This window comes from Arthrobacter sp. NtRootA1, from assembly GCF_019976975.1.
GTDB classification, from domain to species: domain Bacteria; phylum Actinomycetota; class Actinomycetes; order Actinomycetales; family Micrococcaceae; genus Arthrobacter; species Arthrobacter aromaticivorans.
Map to the genome: position 1 here is coordinate 4,081,082 of NZ_AP024630.1, position 16,470 is coordinate 4,097,551.

The following is a 16,470-nucleotide window of genomic DNA, read 5'->3' on the forward strand; positions in this document are numbered from 1 at the left end:
TCACTTACGGCCCATAAACGTCGTCAACATGGGCCGTAAGTGACTCCGCGTTGCATTTAGAGGTGGAGGCGGGACACGGCTTCCTGGCGCATGTCTACCTTCCGGACCTTGCCCGAGACGGTCATCGGGAAGCTCTCGCGGACATCGACGTACCGCGGAATTTTGTAATGCGCCAGCTTGCCCCTGCAGTACTCGGCGATGTCCTCGGCGGTCAGGGTTTCCGCCCCCGGTTTGAGGATGATGCAGGCCATGAGCTCCTCCCCGTATTTGACATCCGGAACACCGATTACCTGCACGTCCTGGATGGACGGATGCAGATACAGGAACTCCTCGATCTCCCGGGGATAAATGTTCTCGCCGCCACGGATCACCATGTCCTTAATCCGGCCTTCGATCACCAGATACCCGTCCTCGTCCATTCGGGCGAGGTCGCCCGTGTGCATCCAGCCCTCAACGTCAATGGCTTCCGCCGTCTTTTCCGGCTGGCCCCAGTAACCCTGCATCACCGCGTAGCCGCGCGTGCACAGTTCGCCGATGACACCGCGCTCCACCACTTCACCCGTACCCGGATCCACGATCCGGCTCTCAAGGTGCGGCATGGTCCTGCCAACCGTGCTGGTCCGATGTTCCAAAGTGTCCCCCGCCCGGGTCATGGTGGATACCGGCGAAGTCTCCGTCATGCCGTAGCAAATGGCCACGTCCACCATGTGCATCTCATCGATGACCCGGCGCATCACCTCCATGGGACACAGCGACCCCGCCATGACGCCCGTCCTGAGCGTAGAGAGATCGAACGTGGCGAAGTCGGGCAGCGCGAGCTCGGCAATGAACATGGTGGGCACGCCATAAAGCGATGTGCCGCCAAAGTCCTGCACGGCTTCCAACGCCGCGGACGGGTTGAATCCCCTGCTGGGGATGATGGTAGCCGCCCCGAAGCTCAGGGCATTCAGGTTCCCGATCACCATTCCGAAGCAGTGGTAGAACGGGACCGGAATCACCACGCGGTCATGTTCCGTATATCCCAGGAGGCGGCCGATCGAATGGCCGTTGTTGAGGATGCTGTGGTGCGTGAGGGTGGCACCTTTCGGGAAGCCCGTAGTGCCCGAGGTGTATTGAAGGTTGATGGGATCGTGCGGACCCAGTTCAGCCATGCGGTCCCGTAATGCAGAAGGCCCGACGCCGTCCGCCCGGGTCAGGAGTTCGGCGTATGTCACTTCGTGGCCGGCCTCGGGGACACCCGCCGAGAGGCCCGCAACCGGGTCCTCGGGGAGGAAGACGATCTCCCTGAGTTCGGGGCACGCACCGGCAGTCTCCCTGGCCATGCCCACGTAATCGCTGTTCTTATCGGAGGGCGCAGCCACGAGCATCCTCATGCCGTTCTGCCTGACCACGAACTCCAGTTCGTGTCTGCGATAAGCCGGGTTGACGTTGACGAGCACGGCCCCGATCTTTGCCGTGGCGTACTGCAGGATGGTCCACTCGGCACAGTTCGGGCTCCAGATGCCGATGCGCTCGCCTTTCTCCACGCCTTGGGCGAGGAGCGCGCGGGCGAGGTGATCGACGTCGTCGTTAAGCTTTTCGTAGCTCCACCGACGGGCGTCCCCGCCGGGTGTGGCAGCTGCTTCGATCAGGGCGTCCCTGAGCGGAAACTGCGCTGCGATTCGTTCAAAATTGGCACCGATGGTCTCTTCTAGCAGCGGGACGTCAGTGTCTCCGGCGGTGTAGGACAACATGACCGAACGCTACCAAGACCGTCCGCGCAACAGAACCGTAAAGTGGACATTCCGCTCCGTGTCCTCCCGGTAGGGTTGGATCCATGAGTGCACCCATCGACCTGCAGGCCACGTTCATCCCCAACGACGGCGAATTCTTCCGCGTGAAGCTCGCCTTGGAAATCGCGATCGACGAGGTCGTCAACGAGCCCGGCTGCATCCGTTATGAACTGACCGAAGCCACTGAGGAGAAGCTGGTGCTCACAGAGCGCTGGGAGTCTGAGGAGGCCTTGGAGAAGCACTCCAAGGGCATTGCCGTCCAGGACCTGAACGAGTCCCTCAGCGCCCTGCTTGCCGAGCCGGTCAAGCTCGAACGGCTCTAATCTCTCCCAGCACCAGCTCAGCGAAACCGCTGCAAAACTGCGGGAACGCCTTTAAACATCGAGGCCGCCGGAACTCTCCGGCGGCCTCGATGTGCTTCCGGCGATTTCGCCGGGTTGGTACTAGCTTTCCTGGGCCTCGGCACGTGCCTTGGCCACATGGGCGTGGACTTCTTCCATGTCCAGGCCCTTCACGGCCTCAATGACCTGCTCCAGCTGCGGGCCGTTGAGGGCACCCGGCTGCGAGAAGACAAGCACTTTCTCACGGAATGCCATGAGCGTCGGGATAGACGTAATCCCGGCTTCGGCGGCGAGCTGCTGCTCAGCCTCGGTGTCCACTTTCGCGAAGACCACGTCCGGGTGCTTCTCAGAAGCTGCCCCATAAGTGGGCGCAAACTGGCGGCACGGGGCGCACCAGGCAGCCCAGAAATCCACCAGGACAATGTCATTGCCTTCGATGGTCGATGCGAACTGTTCTCCAGTGATGTCAACTGTAGCCATGTTTCCACGGTACGCGACCCCGCTCGCTAAGTCCCGTGGAGAGGGGCGTTGTTCGCTTCCCGCGTCACCGGGAATAAACGGCTACTTGCCCAGAACGTACTTGAGCGCGGACGCGTAGAGCGGAGCCACCTTGTTGTGTCCGGTTTGGTTCATGTGCACATCATCCAGATAGTTCCAGGTGGCCCCGGCGATAGTTGCTGTGCCGGCCATCGAGATACGGGGCCAGCCCCGGACAGCGGCTTCGCGGGTCAAGAGCCCGTCCACCCATCGACGTTGGAAATGGCTGGCGTCATAGCGGGAGAGAACCCCGGTGACAAGGATCGTGCTGCGGGGATATTTGCGGCGCAGTTCATCCCACAACCGGTTGGCTTGGGACAGGATCGCGGCATCGGTGGCAAAAATCCGGGCGTCGTTTCCGCCAAGTGTGACCACCACCAGCCCTGGGTTCCCTTGGGGCAAAAGGATCCGATCCAGGAGCACGGCATCCGTCGCTGAATTGCCACCGACCGCGGGGCTCCCCGAAACGTATCCGATCCCACCGATGCTCCGGACCACCTGGCGGGTATAGCCAGCGGCTCGGGCACCCTGTTCGCCCCATGAGTCAAGGTCCAGCTGCGAGTCGCCAAGGAAGACCACTGTGGAGGCGTCCACTGCTTCGGCTGAATACAACTCCTGCGTGGAATCGTTCCAGATGGTTTCCAACTTTTGGAAGGCCACGTGGGAGCCCCTGGCATCGGACCAGGTATCGCGGACCGGCCAGCCGAACTCGCCCGGATTGATGGACCACACTTTGTACGTCGGGTGCCCTACGATCCGTGCTCCCGTGGCCGGCCCCCACACAAGCCAGCCGTTGACGAACTGCTGCACCAGTCCCCCGGCACGAGGCAGTTTGTCCGTGAGGGGCAAGCCCAACTGTCCGGCAGCTCCACCCAGGGAAACGTAGCGGTTGTGGACGTCGCCATAGGTGGTTGAATGCGCACCCGTTGCCGCCGACCAATAGACCGTGCCGCCCTGGAAAAGTTGGTAGACGAAGTCGTTTTGCCGGTATTCCTCGCTGACCGGATACCCCAAGGCACCGTTCTGGCCTCCAGTCGCGGACCAGTAACTACGGATAGCTCCCGTCAAGGCCCTCGCGCCGGTGGCGGGCGACCAGATGATGGTGCCGTGCTGGTACTGCTGTGCGGAGCCACCGTTGCGCAGGCCGGTAGCTTCATCCGACGTGGGATAGCCAAATTCGCCGCCTTCCAGCCCCGATTGGCGCCAGCGCTCACGTATGGCGCCCATGGAGGGATGGGCCCCAGTTGCAGGGGACCACACGACAAAGCCGCGCTCGAAGAGCTGGTAGGCACCGCCGTCGGGCAGTCCTGTGCGTTCGCTGCCAGCCGGGTACCCGAGGAAACCAGCCTCAAAACCCGCTCTCCCCCACGCCAAGTGGATGGACCCTGTTGTGCGTTGGGCTCCAGTGGCTGCCGAGTAGCTGATCGCTCCTCGTTCGAAGAGTTGCTTGGAACCACCGTTACGCAGGCCGCTGACTGTGTCTGTTGTGGGATAGCCGTGATAGCCCGCGGGGCCATCGGCTTCCCACCATGCGTTGCGGACTGGTCCATTGACCACCACCCGCGCTCCCGTGCGGGCCGACCAAGCGATATCGCCACCGAGGAACCGTTGCACGCAGCCGGTGCTGGAGCATTCCTCAGCTGCCGTGGGCCGGATCAGCACGCTTCGCGCCCAGGTGCTCGTGCTGTAAAGCTGCCCGATGGCACCCGTAACGGGAGGGGTGGAAGTCTCAAGCTGGATGCTCGCCGACGGCACGGCTTGCACCGGTACCGAGGTTCCGAGCTGGCCAAGGACCAACAGCAGCGCCGCCACTGATCCGGCGATTTTGCTTTTCTTCAAGGACGAAGCCGACCCTGCACAACCCACTTATCTACCCCTGCATCTTCGGACCCATGGGCCCCGTCACTGCTCCCCCACGAAGACAGTGAAGCCAGTATCTTCGACGCCGGGACTTCATGCAGCGACGACTCAACGTTCGGTGTCACATCGTTATGTTCGCGGCCTCTTGATCGCGATTGAACAAGTGTTTAGTGTATGAAACATGCGTTTAACCGCAGAGGATTTAACCACCCGGGCGCGCATTCGCGATGCCGCAATCGGGCTGTTCGGCCGCGATGGTTTCGGCCCTGCCACCGTCCGGGCGGTCGCCTCTGCGGCGGGGGTCAGCCCCGGCTTGGTGATCCACCATTTCGGCAGCAAGGCAGGTCTGCGCGAAGCATGCGACCAGCATGTCCTTGCGCAGACCGCCAGCCAGGGCAAGGAGAAAACCGACCCCGCCACTACACGTCAATTGATCCAGGACTACCTCAACCATCCGGACCAGTACGCCGATGAGATCGCCTACATTCGGCGCTCCCTGGGGGACGAATCCGAGGCTGGCGACGCATTCTTCGACGCCGTTGTGCGCCAGACGCAGGACGTTATCGAGGCCGGGATCGCCGCCGGCACAATCCGCGAATTCGACGACGTCCGATCCACCGCCGTCGTCGTCGCGTCAAACAGCCTCTCCATGCTCATGCTCGGCAGGCACCTCTCACGGGCGCTGGGAGCGGACGTAATAGAACCGCACGGCATAGGACCGGAACTGCTGCGGCAACTGACCGTCCCCGCGCTGGACATCTACACCAACGGCTTCTATGCGGATTCGCGATTCCTGGATGCGGCCCGCGACGCCCTGCAACAAGACACCAACAACCAAGGAAGGGAGCATGCCCCGTGACCCAGGCAATCGTCGTCGAAGGGTTGCGCAAGAAGTTCGGCCAGCGCGAGGTCCTCCACGGACTCGATTTCGCCGTCGAACCGGGAACGGTCTTCGGCGTTATTGGACCGAATGGAGCGGGCAAAACCACCACCATGCGCTGCCTGCTGGATATCATCCGGCCAAGCGCGGGAACCATTTCAGTGTTGGGGCGGGATCCACGCCGCGCCGGAACCGGGCTGCGCCGAAGGATCGGTTATCTCCCGGGCGAACTTCACTTGGAGAACCGAACCACGGGCCGGCGCATGCTTGAACACTTCGCCGCTATCAGCGGCCCGGTAGAGCCCAAGTATGTTAACGAGTTGGCAGAGCGGCTGGATCTGGATTTGGACCGGCAGACCCGCAAGCTCTCCAAGGGGAACAAGCAGAAGCTCGGCCTGCTGCAGGCATTTATGCACCGCCCCGAGCTCCTGGTGCTCGATGAACCAACCAGCGGCCTGGATCCCCTGGTCCAACAGGAGTTCCATGCACTGGTCCGCGAAGTGGTGGACGGCGGCGCAACGGTCTTCCTCAGCTCACACGTCCTGAGCGAGGTCCAGCAGGCCGCCGACACCGTAGCTATCCTCCGCGATGGCGGCATCGTGACAATCTCCACTGTTGAGGCCTTGCGGAACGCGGCTGTACGGCAGTTGCGGTTCAACGCGGCCGGCGCGGAAGCGAACGACGTCGGCGCGCTGCTGGCGCGAGTGCCTGGCGTCGCCAACGTTGTGCTGCGGGAGCTTCCCGGCGACGGCGCAGCGGAAGCCGCCGTCGAAGCAACGGCGACACTTTCCGGTCAGGTCCAGCCACTGGTGCAGGAGCTGGCTCGGCTGAACCTCAAAAACCTCGTCCTGGAGGAACCGGATTTGGAGGAGGCCGTGTTGACTCTCTACACGGGGCACTATGTGGGGAATGGAAATGGACACAAATCCGTGAGCCACACGGAAGGAGCGCACCATGCCTAGGTTCCTCCCCCTCTTCACCAAAGCCTTGACAGACTCGTGGCGGTCCACCCTCGCGTGGGCCTTGGGACTGACGGGCGCGATCATGCTGTACCTGCCCCTTTATCCGTCCATCGGGGGCAGCGCGCAAATGCAGCAAATGATCGACGCACTCCCCCAAGAGATGACCAAAGCCCTGAACTATGACCAGATAGCCACCGGACCTGGTTATACACAGGCCACCATGTTCGGCCTGATCGGTTTCCTGCTGATGTCCATGGCATCCGTAGGCTGGGGCGCGGCTGCAGTGGGCGGGGACGAAGAATCGGGGCTGCTGGAATTGACCCTTGCCCATAGCGTGACCCGAATCCAGGTGGTCCTTGAACGAGCCCTGGCACTCGTGGTGCGCGTCGGGATCCTTTCGGCCTTGGTCTTCCTGCTGGTGCTGGTGCTGAACGGGCCCTCGAAACTGGACATCGACGTCGGGCATCTCTTCGGCGCGGTAGTGCTGTTTGCCGCTTTGGCACTGCTGAGTGGAACAGCGGCGCTGTGCGTGGGTGCGCTGACGGGGCGGAAGGTCTATGCAATTGCTGCCGGTGCGGCCGTCGCCGTCCTCGGCTATGTCTTCAACGCTGTTGGGAGGCAAAGCCCCGACGTCGACTGGCTGCTGAACCTTTCGCCGTACCACTGGGCGTACGGCAATTCACCGATAACGAACGGCGCTGATTGGGGAGCGGCTGCAGGCTTACTTGGTATCTCCGCGGCGCTTATCGCCCTGGGCGCGGTTGCGCTTCAGCGGCGGGACGTAGGTGTTTGAGCTCCCCTAGGCCCACATATGCGGAGCTGGCCGGCGCGCTCCTGGGAGCGCATTGTTTTCCCGCCACTCATGGATCCACTCCGGTAATTCCAGATCAGCCGGTGGCGCGCCGAACTCAGCAATGATCTCCTCCTGCGTCACTGGCTTCCCCTTGCTTACCAGGCGCGTTGCGATGTGGGCGCGTGCGTAAATCTCGCCGTCCACCACCATGCGCTGCTCAAAGTAGATAGCTTTGGTGTCCAGTCCGATGATGCGCGTTTCGATGGTGTAGCGCTGCCAGAGTTGCAATGACTTGCGGAAAGAGATGGTCTCTCCGGCTGCAACGGGGCTCCAACCGCGTCTGCGCATCTTTTTCCAGATACCGCTCCGAACCATGAGGTCGAAACGGCCAAGGTCCATTAAGGAGAAATACATACCGTTGTTCACATGCATCGCGATGTCGATGTCCGTCGGCAGAACCCGCAGGGGCAGCGAGGACGCTTCCCAAGCACCCAAGGGTGAACGCTTGGATGAAGTAAACAGCAGCATGAGGGTGCGAAGAAGCAAATGCATGCAATCAATGTTACTTGCGAGTAACTTCCGGGGGAATAGGCCGACCGCATGGTGGACATGCTGCAGGCGCCGCGGTAGTACATCCGGGGCTTTATGTCCAACGATTGCACAAACGTTTACCGCCAGTTCATCCATCCCGTGCACAATATCTGAAACCCGGAAACACCGACTCACACCTAGGGAGATCCCTTTGAGCACACTGCAAACCACGAAGCCGCACGCCGACGTCTGGCCCGAGCTCGCCCGGCACCAGGACGTCGTGCTCCGGGACGCCCGGGGCAACCGCATCGAAGGAACCATCGACGGCATGACCGATGACCGCAGCACTCTCTGGGTTCAGCTCAAGGGCGGTTTGGGCCGGCAACTGGTTCACCACATGGACGGATACTGGCTGGAGACGCCCAGCGTCTGATCCGTTTTCAGTGGCGTGCGTTGCTGCTGTGGCTAGGATTCCCGTATGACTCAAGCGCGATACCGGGACCTCGTCGAATGGCCCCTGATGGCGACCGCACTGATTTTCCTCGCGGCATATGCCTGGCAGGTCATAGGACGGGTAGACGGCGCGGCCGGCCTTCCCTTCGAAATAATCCTCTGGATTACCTGGGGGATCTTCGCGCTGGACTACTTCGCCAACCTTTGGCTGGCCGAGGATCGAAGGCGATGGTTCATCTGGAACCTGCATGAGCTCCTCATCGTGGTGCTCCCCTTCTTCCGGCCACTCCGACTCCTTCGGCTAGTCACTCTCCTGTCCGTACTGCAACGCACCGTGGGAGAAACCCTGCGCGGACGCGTCGCCACATACGTTGCAGGGTCGGCCGCCATGTTGGTGCTTATCGGCGCCTTGGCAGTCCTTGATGTGGAACAGAACGCCCCGGACGCCAAGATCCTGACCTTCGGCGACGCTGCATGGTGGGCCATCACCACCATCACCACAGTTGGCTACGGAGACCTCTACCCCGTCACCCCCATCGGCAGGATCGTGGCGGCAGCGCTCATGATGAGCGGGATTGCCGTCCTGGGTATCGTGACGGCCTCCATTGCCTCGTGGCTGGTGCAACGAATCGAGGAAAACGCAGAAGACGTGGCTGCCGCCGCGGAAACCAAAGCAGCAGCCGCCGAAGAACCGGTCCGCGCTGAGTTGGCAGACCTTGTCACTGAAATTGCAGCGCTGCGGCGTGAGATCGCCGAGCTTCGGGAGAGCGCGGTTGCTGGGCGTGACACTGGCACGGAGTCAACGGCCAGCTGAGAAGTCCCGGAATCGTTCGAATTCCCCTCCGCACAAGGGTGAGGTCAGCGAACAAGAGCGGGAGCCGCGGGTTCCCTGGCCCCGCATTCCTGACGCGTGTACCCTCGAACGCGAAAAATCCCCGGAACCTGTTGGTTCCGGGGATTTCCCATTGGGTGGCAGATGAGGGATTCGAACCCCCGTAGGCGTTGCCAGCTGATTTACAGTCAGCCCCCTTTGGCCGCTCGGGTAATCTGCCGAACTTCAAAAGAAGATCACTTCCGGAGACCGTTTCTTTTCGATCCGGTAACCGAAGGCAGAGACAACCTTACAGAACTTCCGGCCAAGAATCTAATCGAGGGCAGACACGCCCGAATGGCCTGTATTTCAGGCTTCTCCGAGGATCCGGCCAGCCAGTTTCGCTTCAAACTTTTCAGCTTGCTCAGCCGTGATTTGGTTAAGCTCCACAGCCCGCTGCAAATCCGCATGCACCCCATCCATACGCGAAGCCGCATCCGGCACCGGACTCAGGACGATCGACGCCGCTACGGTCACCGCTGCCACCGCACTCGCCGCGGCTGCGGCCGCCGTACCGATCGAACCAGCCGCCGCGGATGCGGACTTCGTGACGTAGTGGACGGCTTTGTGGCTCATGCTTACCTCCGGGGGTGGGCTCTTCCAACTGGTACAACTCTCAAACATCCACCTCGGTTCCAACCAAGCATGTGCTGTGAGCGAACTGTGAGAGTTATCCACGGCCCCATCCCGCGCCTTCCGTACTAGGCTGGATGGCAGACAAACCGCCCTTACCGGGCCCCCAACCTAAGGAGAGTCATGGCAGGCGAATCAACGTTCGACGTCGTTAGCAAGGTAGACAAGCAAGAGGTCGCCAACGCGCTCAACCAGTCCCAGAAGGAAATCGCCCAGCGCTACGACTTCAAGGGAGTCGGCGCGGAGATTGACTTCAGCGGCGAAAAGATCCTGATGAAGGCCAACTCGGAGGATCGTGTCCTCGCCGTCCTGGACGTCTTCCAGTCCAAGCTCATCAAGCGTGGCATCTCACTGAAGTCCCTGGACCAGGGCGAGCCTTACCCGTCCGGCAAGGAATTCCGGCTGGAGTGCACCATCAAGGAGGGCATCGCACAGGACATCGCCAAGAAGATCAACAAGATCATCCGCGACGAAGCCCCCAAGTCCGTCAAGTCCCAGATCCAGGGCGACGAGCTTCGCGTCACCTCCAAGTCCCGCGATGACCTGCAGGAAACCATGAACATCCTCAAGAAGTTCGAAGAGGCAGACCTGCAGTTCGTGAACTTCCGCAGCTAGGCTGCCGACGCTGGACCGTCAGCGTCATAAAAGCCGGGGTCCGGCGCCACTCAGGGCGCTGGGCCCCGGTTTTTTGGCGCTATGCCCCGGTTTTTTGCTGTGCCCCGGTTTTTGCGGCCTGGCTACATCGATTGTCGTAATGGCCGGGGACATTAGGGCACAAACTTTTTGCGTAATCACCCCATGGCAGTATTCTTCTTCATTAGGCAAGCCTAAGTATGGCTCCCCTGAGTGAAAGAAACGCACATGACCGCCAACTTCCTGATAGGCCTGCGTGAAGGCCTCGAGGCCTCGCTCATCGTGGTCCTCTTGATGGCCTACCTCATCAAGACCGGCCGGCAGTCCCTGCTCCCCCGGCTCTGGGCCGGCGTCGGGCTGGCCATCGCCATCTCCCTCGCTTTCGGCGCCCTTCTTACTTTCGGACCGCGGGGCCTCACCTTTGAGGCCCAGGAAGCGATCGGCGGAGGGCTGTCCATTGTTGCCGTGGGACTCGTGACCTGGATGGTCTTCTGGATGGCGCGCACTGCCCGCAGCCTCGGAAGCGACCTCAGGTCCCACGTGGACAAAGCAGCCGACGGCGCCGCATGGGGCCTTGTGCTAGTTGCGGCACTGGCCGTGGGCCGCGAAGGACTCGAAACTGCACTCTTCATTTGGGCGGCAGCGCAAGCCACAGGCGAAACCACGTTCCCCCTCCTTGGTGCCCTGTTTGGCCTCCTGACAGCCGCCGGACTCGGATACCTGCTCCACCGTGGCGTCCTGAAGGTCAACCTGGGCCGCTTCTTCACTTGGACGGGAGTGGGACTCATCGTCATTGCCGGAGGGGTCCTTGCTTATGGCATCCACGATCTCCAGGAAGCCGGCATCCTTCCGGGCCTGCATAGCCTGGCCTTCGACCTCTCAGCCGCCGTCCCGCCGTCGTCCTGGTACGGAACCTTGCTGAAGGGCACTCTGAACTTCTCCCCGGCCACCACCTGGCTGGAAGCTGGAGCATGGCTGTTGTATGTCATCCCCGTCCTGTTCCTGTACATCCGGGCCAACCGTTCCCATCCTCCGGCGGCAGCAGCGAAGACGTCGGCCCCGAACCCGGCAGTCGCCCTGCAGCAGTAATACCCGCAGCCCACCCGACTCGTGGGCATCCCTCGCACCCCGCGCCTTCCCCCAACGCAAAGGACCCCCATGCCTGGCACGTTCCTGTCCCCGTCCATGTCCCCGAAGCTTCGCAGGACCCTCACCGTCATCGGTGTGGCTGCGGCCGTCCCCATGCTTGTGGTGGGCTGCACTGACAATACGAAAACAACCACGGCGGCCAAGGATGGGCCGATCCAGGTCAGCAGCACCGCGAACGAGTGCAAGGTCTCCACAGGTACCGCTCCCAGCGGCAACCTGACGTTTGCCGTGAAGAACGAAGGCACCGAGGTCACCGAGTTCTATCTGCTGGCCGAGGACGGCCTGCGGATCATCGGTGAAGTGGAAAACATCGGCCCGGGAATTACGCGCAACCTTGTAGTTACAGCTCCTGCCGGCAAGTACACCACCGCTTGCAAGCCGGGTATGCAGGGCGACGGCATCCGGGCTTCGTTTGAGGTCACAGAATCGGGAAACAAGCCGAGCGCGGACGCTGATTTCCAAAAGCTCCTCGAGACCGGGTCCCAGCAGTACGCCGCCTATGTCAAGGATCAAACGGAGCAGCTCGTCACGGGCACAAAAGCCTTTGCAGACGCCTTCGCAGCCGGTGACGCCGCCAAGGCCCGTGAGCTCTACGCCGCGACCCGTATGCACTGGGAGCGGATCGAGCCCGTCGCAGAATCGTTTGGCGATCTCGATCCCAAGTTGGATGCACGCGAGGCTGATCTCGAGCCCGGCCAGGAATGGACCGGCTGGCACCGCGCAGAGAAGGACTTGTTCCCGCCTGCGGACTACACCGCCATGACCCCGGCCGAACGTAGCGCGATATCCACCCAGCTGGTTTCAGACACTGCAGACCTCGCAACGCGTACCCGCACAGTGGAGCTGACAGCCGACAAGCTGGGCAACGGCGCCAAGGAGCTCCTCGATGAGGTTGCTACCGGCAAGGTGACGGGTGAGGAAGAGATCTGGTCCCACACCGACCTCTGGGATTTCCAGGCCAATGTGGACGGCGCCCGCATCGCCTTCGAGAGCCTGAAGCCGGCATTGGCTCAAAAAGACGCAGAGCTTGCCAAGTCCTTGGACGAGAAGTTCACAGCCCTCCAGGCCGAGCTCAAGAAGCATGCCAAGGGCGATGGCTTCGCCTACTACAACGAGCTGAGCGAGGATCAGATCCAGCAACTCGCCGCACTGGTCGACTCCTTGGGCGAACCCCTGTCCAAGCTCACGTCGGCCGTCGTGCTGTGAGCGGCTGCCCCTACGGGCACACCGGCGACGCCCCGGAGGCCCCCGGTGCCGGACTGCCGCTGGATGTGAACGGTTCCGCGCGCGCAGGCGAGGCGACCGGCGTCGAACTTTCCACGGGGACGTCCGACGGCGGTGCGTCGGCCACCGCTGGCACCTCCCGCTTGTCGCGCCGCGGCCTCCTTTCCCTTGCCGGAGTGGGCGGCGCTGGAGCAGTCGCTGGTCTGGCCGCAGGTTTCCTGGGCCACGACCTGGTCACAGCCGGTGCTGCATCGGCCGCGGAATCCGACGCAGGGGATGCTGTTGTTCCCTTTTTCGGCGAGCACCAGGCCGGCATTACCACCCCGGCCCAAGACCGCCTGCACATGGCTGCGTTCGACGTCACCACGGAGGACCGGAAAGAGCTGATCAAGCTCCTGAAGGACTGGACTGCTGCGGCTGCGGCCATGACGGCGGGCCGCACTACGGGTGCGACTGGCGCCGTCGATGGCCCTTACGATGCTCCGCCGGAAGATACCGGTGAGGCGCTGGACCTGGCCGCCGCACAATTGACCTTGACCTTCGGTTTCGGCGCGGGGCTGTTTGAGAAGAATGGCAAGGTCCGCTTTGGCTTGGACGGCCGCAGGCCCGAGGCCTTGATCGACCTCCCGCATTTCCCGGGTGACGACCTTCAACCTGGCCGCACCGGAGGCGACATCGTGGTCCAGGCATGCGCCGACGACCCCCAAGTAGCCGTACACGCCATCCGTAACCTCGCGCGCATCGGTTTCGGAAAGGTGCGAGTCCGCTGGTCCCAATTGGGCTTTGGCCGCACGTCCTCCACGTCCCGTGCGCAGGTGACGCCCCGCAACCTCTTTGGCTTCAAGGACGGCACCAACAACCTCAAGGTTGAGGACAACGCCCTCCTCGATGAGCATGTCTGGGTAGGCTCCCCCGCTTCACCGAATGAAGAGTGGATGAGGGGCGGCAGCTACCTTGTGGCGCGCAGGATCCAGATGCATATCGAGATCTGGGACCGGACGTCCCTGCGTGAACAGGAAGGCCTGATCGGCCGGACGAAGGGCGTAGGAGCGCCGTTGTCCGGTGGCGAAGAGTTCACGGCGCCCGATTTCAAGCTCGCGGGCCGCGACGGTGACCCGCTCATTCCCTTGGACTCGCACGTCCGGCTGGCCCACCCCGACCAGAATGGGGGTGTGCGGATGCTTCGCCGTGGCTACAACTTCACCGACGGCTCAGACGGACTCGGGCATCTGGACGCGGGATTGTTCTTCATCGCGTTCGTGAAGGATCCACGGACCCACTACGTTCCGATGCAGCTGGCGCTGGCCAAGGGCGATACCTTGTCCGTGGAATACCTGAAACACACGGGCTCCGGGCTTTTTGCCGTGCCTCCGGGGACCCAGCAGGGCGGCTTCATCGGCGAAGGACTTTTCGCCTAGGCTGATTCATCTATTACGTTGCGAACCCGCTATCCCGTTGTTGGCCAACCACGGAATAGCGGGTTCACGACGTTTTAGGCGTTGAGTAAGCCGCGTCCTTAGGAAAGCGGCCGCCCAGCCATCCGTTCAAGCCTGCTGATGCGCTCCTGCATAGGCGGGTGCGTGGAGAACAAACGCCGCATGCCACCGCCACGGAAGGGGTTGGCGATCATGAGGTGGGAGGCATTCACAAGCCGTTGGTCCTGTGGGAGCGGAAGCTGGGAGACGCCCGATTCGATCTTGCGCAGCGCCGAGGCGAGCGCCAGTGGGTCGCCGGTCAGCTCGGCACCATCCTCGTCGGCGTCGTACTCGCGGGTGCGGGAGATCGCCATCTGGATCAGCGAGGCCGCGAACGGCGCCAGCAGCGCCATGGCGATCATCGCGATCGGGTTGGCGTTGCGCCGATCCCCGCCGCCGAAGAACAACAACATCTGCCCCACGGACGTGATCACGCCCGCAACGGCAGCCGCCACGGAAGACGTCAGGATGTCACGGTTGTACACGTGCATAAGCTCATGGCCCAGGACGCCCCGGAGTTCGCGGGCGTCAAGGACATGCAGGATTCCCTCTGTGCAGCAAACAGCGGCGTTCTTGGGGCTGCGCCCGGTAGCGAAGGCGTTCGGCGTCATGGTGGGCGAGAGGTAAATCCGCGGCATGGGCTTGTTTGCCCGCACGGAAAGCTCCCGGACAATCTGGTACAGCTGCGGGGCTTGTGCTTCCGTGACCGGATAGGCCGCCATGGAGCGGATGGCGATCTTGTCGCTGTTCCAGTATCCGTAGGCAGTAGTGGCTACCCCGATCAGGGCAAAGATCCAGATGGGCGTGGTGCTGCGCGTGCCGGCCCCGATGATGGCGCCCAAACCCAACAGCACCGCCCACAGCACACCGAAAAGCGCCGCGGTCTTGAGTCCATTGTTGTGTTTGTGCACGGTTGTTCTTCCACTCTCGTTGGCTCGTGAACAGTTCTGTATCGATTAACGCCGACGGCGGTCGCCGTGTTCCGCAGCACGCCTGGGCTGCGTCGCCCCGCTCGAGCCCTGCTGGCTACGGCACCGGGTGCTTCGCATCGTACGCGACGAAACCCGGCTGCATGCGCGATGCCAGCCAGGCCAAGAGAATGCAGACGATCCCCCCAATCAGCAGCACGCCGCCTTCGCTAAGGAATTGCGTGACACCGCCTGCCAGCATGTCCCCCACTCGAGGGCCTCCTGCGACCACCACAATGAACACTCCCTGCAGCCTTCCGCGCAGGTGGTCGGGTGTCGCTGACTGGAGGATGGTGGTGCGGAAGACCGCACTGACAGAATCGGAAATCCCCGCCAACGCACAACATAGGGCAGCAGGAAGGAGCCAGGGAGTTACGCCCTCGCGGCCCGAATCTTCAGCCAGCAATACCACCAGGCCAAAGCCTGCAATCGAGGCGCCCCATCCAACCACTGCCCACACCACTGCGCTGCCCTGGCGCCTCACCCTGCCGAGGGGACCGGAAAACAATCCCGCCAGGAAGGCGCCCACGGCGGTAGACGCCAACAGCACACCCACCGTTGTTTCACCGCCGCCAATCATGACTGCCCCAATTGCAGGCATCAGGGCGCGCGGTTGGGCGCAGATCATGGCGATGAGGTCAATGATGAAGGTCATCCGGACATTGGGCCGCGTACCCAGGAACCGGAAACCCTCAACTACGGAGCGAAGCCCGGGCCGGACGGCCTCCTTTGATGGTGGCAGCGGCGGGAGTTTGGCGAGGCCCCACAGGGCAAAAGTGAAGCTGATGACATCGATCGTGTAGGTCCATCCGAAGCCGATGGTGGCCACCAAAACACCCGCCAGGAGTGGTCCGGCGGTCATGGACAGGCCGAACGTGAGCAGGCTCAAGGCGTTCGCCGCAGGGAGCAGGTCCTTGCGGACAAGGAGCGGAATGATCGCGCTACGGGCGGGACCGTTGATGCCTTGTGCACCGCTTTGGATGGCAACCAACGCATAAAGCAACCAGATGTTGCCGATCTCCAGCCACGCTTGCAGTGCCAAGCCAGCCGTGGTGGCCCAAAGCACCAAGGATGCGATCAGTGCTACTTTGCGGCGGTCGTAGGCATCGGAAATGGATCCGCCGTAAAGCCCGGTGATGACCAGCGGAACCAGCGCGAAGATGCCCAGGAGGCCTACGTAGAAACTCTCCTGGGTCAGGCGGTAAACCTCCAAGCTGACGGCCACCAACGTGAGCTGGGTACCGATGGCAGCCACCGAGGCCCCGAGCCAAAGTCTCCGGAAAGCCGGGCTCTCCCTAACCGGGGTGATGTCTGCCAGTAATTTCGCCACCTAGCCACCCTAGCGACCCCCAGTGACGTTGTTGTCCGTTTGGCTTCCATAGTGCGTC

17 protein-coding genes and 1 tRNA gene are annotated in these 16,470 nt (G+C 62.4%); 10 read left to right on the plus strand and 8 right to left on the minus strand.

Translation table 11 applies throughout. The features are described from left to right. Window positions 1–56: 56 nt before the first annotated feature. Complete coding sequence (locus LDN90_RS18575) at window positions 57–1,733, minus strand: AMP-binding protein (RefSeq protein WP_223946613.1); 1,677 nt, start codon at window positions 1,731–1,733, stop codon at window positions 57–59. Between the two features lie 83 nt (window positions 1,734–1,816). On the opposite strand from LDN90_RS18575, the gene LDN90_RS18580 reads away from it, so the two are divergent. Further along, on the plus strand, window positions 1,817–2,095 hold the full coding sequence (locus tag LDN90_RS18580; RefSeq protein WP_216925016.1) for an antibiotic biosynthesis monooxygenase: 279 nt from the start codon (window positions 1,817–1,819) through the stop codon (window positions 2,093–2,095). A 120-nt stretch (window positions 2,096–2,215) separates the two neighbouring features. On the opposite strand, the gene LDN90_RS18585 is transcribed toward LDN90_RS18580, so the two are convergent. Continuing rightward, complete coding sequence (locus LDN90_RS18585; protein WP_223946614.1) at window positions 2,216–2,593, minus strand: thioredoxin family protein; 378 nt, start codon at window positions 2,591–2,593, stop codon at window positions 2,216–2,218. Window positions 2,594–2,674: 81 nt separating this feature from the next. After that, a complete protein-coding gene (locus LDN90_RS18590) occupies window positions 2,675–4,489 on the minus strand; it encodes a GDSL-type esterase/lipase family protein (RefSeq protein ID WP_223946615.1) in 1,815 nt (604 codons plus the stop codon). Window positions 4,490–4,691: 202 nt separating this feature from the next. Between LDN90_RS18590 and LDN90_RS18595 the strand changes: the two genes are divergently transcribed. The 3 genes from LDN90_RS18595 to LDN90_RS18605 are packed head-to-tail and all read left to right on the plus strand — an operon-like array spanning window position 4,692 to window position 7,145. Continuing rightward, window positions 4,692–5,369 (plus strand): TetR family transcriptional regulator, encoded by a 678-nt coding sequence (locus tag LDN90_RS18595; protein ID WP_216925013.1) that lies wholly within the window; start codon window positions 4,692–4,694, stop codon window positions 5,367–5,369. Further along, on the plus strand, window positions 5,366–6,352 hold the full coding sequence (locus LDN90_RS18600; protein WP_223946616.1) for an ABC transporter ATP-binding protein: 987 nt from the start codon (window positions 5,366–5,368) through the stop codon (window positions 6,350–6,352). The genes LDN90_RS18595 and LDN90_RS18600 overlap by 4 nt, the downstream gene beginning before the upstream one ends. Next, a complete protein-coding gene (locus LDN90_RS18605; protein WP_223946617.1) occupies window positions 6,345–7,145 on the plus strand; it encodes an ABC transporter permease subunit in 801 nt (266 codons plus the stop codon). Before LDN90_RS18600 ends, LDN90_RS18605 begins: the two co-directional genes overlap by 8 nt. 6 nt (window positions 7,146–7,151) lie before the next feature. Here LDN90_RS18605 and LDN90_RS18610 read toward each other — a convergent pair whose 3' ends face one another. Beyond that, window positions 7,152–7,697 (minus strand): acyl-CoA thioesterase, encoded by a 546-nt coding sequence (locus LDN90_RS18610; RefSeq protein ID WP_223946618.1) that lies wholly within the window; start codon window positions 7,695–7,697, stop codon window positions 7,152–7,154. A 190-nt stretch (window positions 7,698–7,887) separates the two neighbouring features. Here LDN90_RS18610 and LDN90_RS18615 point away from each other — a divergent pair, with 190 nt between their 5' ends. Together LDN90_RS18615 and LDN90_RS18620 are read left to right on the plus strand one after the other, a co-directional pair. Beyond that, window positions 7,888–8,109, plus strand: coding sequence for a hypothetical protein (locus LDN90_RS18615; protein WP_223946619.1), 222 nt, complete (start codon window positions 7,888–7,890; stop codon window positions 8,107–8,109). Window positions 8,110–8,154: 45 nt separating this feature from the next. Then, window positions 8,155–8,943, plus strand: a complete 789-nt coding sequence (locus LDN90_RS18620; protein WP_223946620.1) for a potassium channel family protein — start codon at window positions 8,155–8,157, stop codon at window positions 8,941–8,943. A 156-nt stretch (window positions 8,944–9,099) separates the two neighbouring features. Here LDN90_RS18620 and LDN90_RS18625 read toward each other — a convergent pair. Continuing rightward, window positions 9,100–9,181: transfer RNA gene (locus LDN90_RS18625), tRNA-Tyr, on the minus strand. Window positions 9,182–9,309: 128 nt separating this feature from the next. Beyond that, window positions 9,310–9,576, minus strand: coding sequence for a hypothetical protein (locus LDN90_RS18630; RefSeq protein ID WP_216925007.1), 267 nt, complete (start codon window positions 9,574–9,576; stop codon window positions 9,310–9,312). Window positions 9,577–9,756: 180 nt separating this feature from the next. Here LDN90_RS18630 and LDN90_RS18635 point away from each other — a divergent pair, with 180 nt between their 5' ends. From LDN90_RS18635 to efeB, 4 genes are all read left to right on the plus strand, one after another. Continuing rightward, window positions 9,757–10,248, plus strand: a complete 492-nt coding sequence (locus tag LDN90_RS18635) for a YajQ family cyclic di-GMP-binding protein (RefSeq protein WP_018776783.1) — start codon at window positions 9,757–9,759, stop codon at window positions 10,246–10,248. Between the two features lie 246 nt (window positions 10,249–10,494). Continuing rightward, the gene (gene efeU / locus LDN90_RS18640; protein WP_223946621.1) at window positions 10,495–11,355 is read left to right on the plus strand and encodes an iron uptake transporter permease EfeU; all 861 of its coding nucleotides are present in this window, start codon (window positions 10,495–10,497) and stop codon (window positions 11,353–11,355) included. A gap of 69 nt (window positions 11,356–11,424) precedes the next feature. After that, window positions 11,425–12,621 (plus strand): iron uptake system protein EfeO, encoded by a 1,197-nt coding sequence (efeO, locus tag LDN90_RS18645; protein WP_223946622.1) that lies wholly within the window; start codon window positions 11,425–11,427, stop codon window positions 12,619–12,621. Beyond that, on the plus strand, window positions 12,618–14,057 hold the full coding sequence (gene efeB / locus LDN90_RS18650) for an iron uptake transporter deferrochelatase/peroxidase subunit (protein ID WP_223946623.1): 1,440 nt from the start codon (window positions 12,618–12,620) through the stop codon (window positions 14,055–14,057). Before efeO ends, efeB begins: the two co-directional genes overlap by 4 nt. Before the next feature lie 98 nt (window positions 14,058–14,155). Here efeB and htpX read toward each other — a convergent pair whose 3' ends face one another. Beyond that, window positions 14,156–15,025 carry a zinc metalloprotease HtpX gene (gene htpX / locus LDN90_RS18655; RefSeq protein ID WP_223946624.1) on the minus strand — a complete coding sequence of 290 codons (870 nt, stop codon included), beginning with the start codon at window positions 15,023–15,025 and terminating at the stop codon, window positions 14,156–14,158. Between the two features lie 115 nt (window positions 15,026–15,140). Further along, the gene (locus LDN90_RS18660) at window positions 15,141–16,412 is read right to left on the minus strand and encodes an MFS transporter (RefSeq protein WP_223946625.1); all 1,272 of its coding nucleotides are present in this window, start codon (window positions 16,410–16,412) and stop codon (window positions 15,141–15,143) included. Window positions 16,413–16,470: the final 58 nt, after the last annotated feature.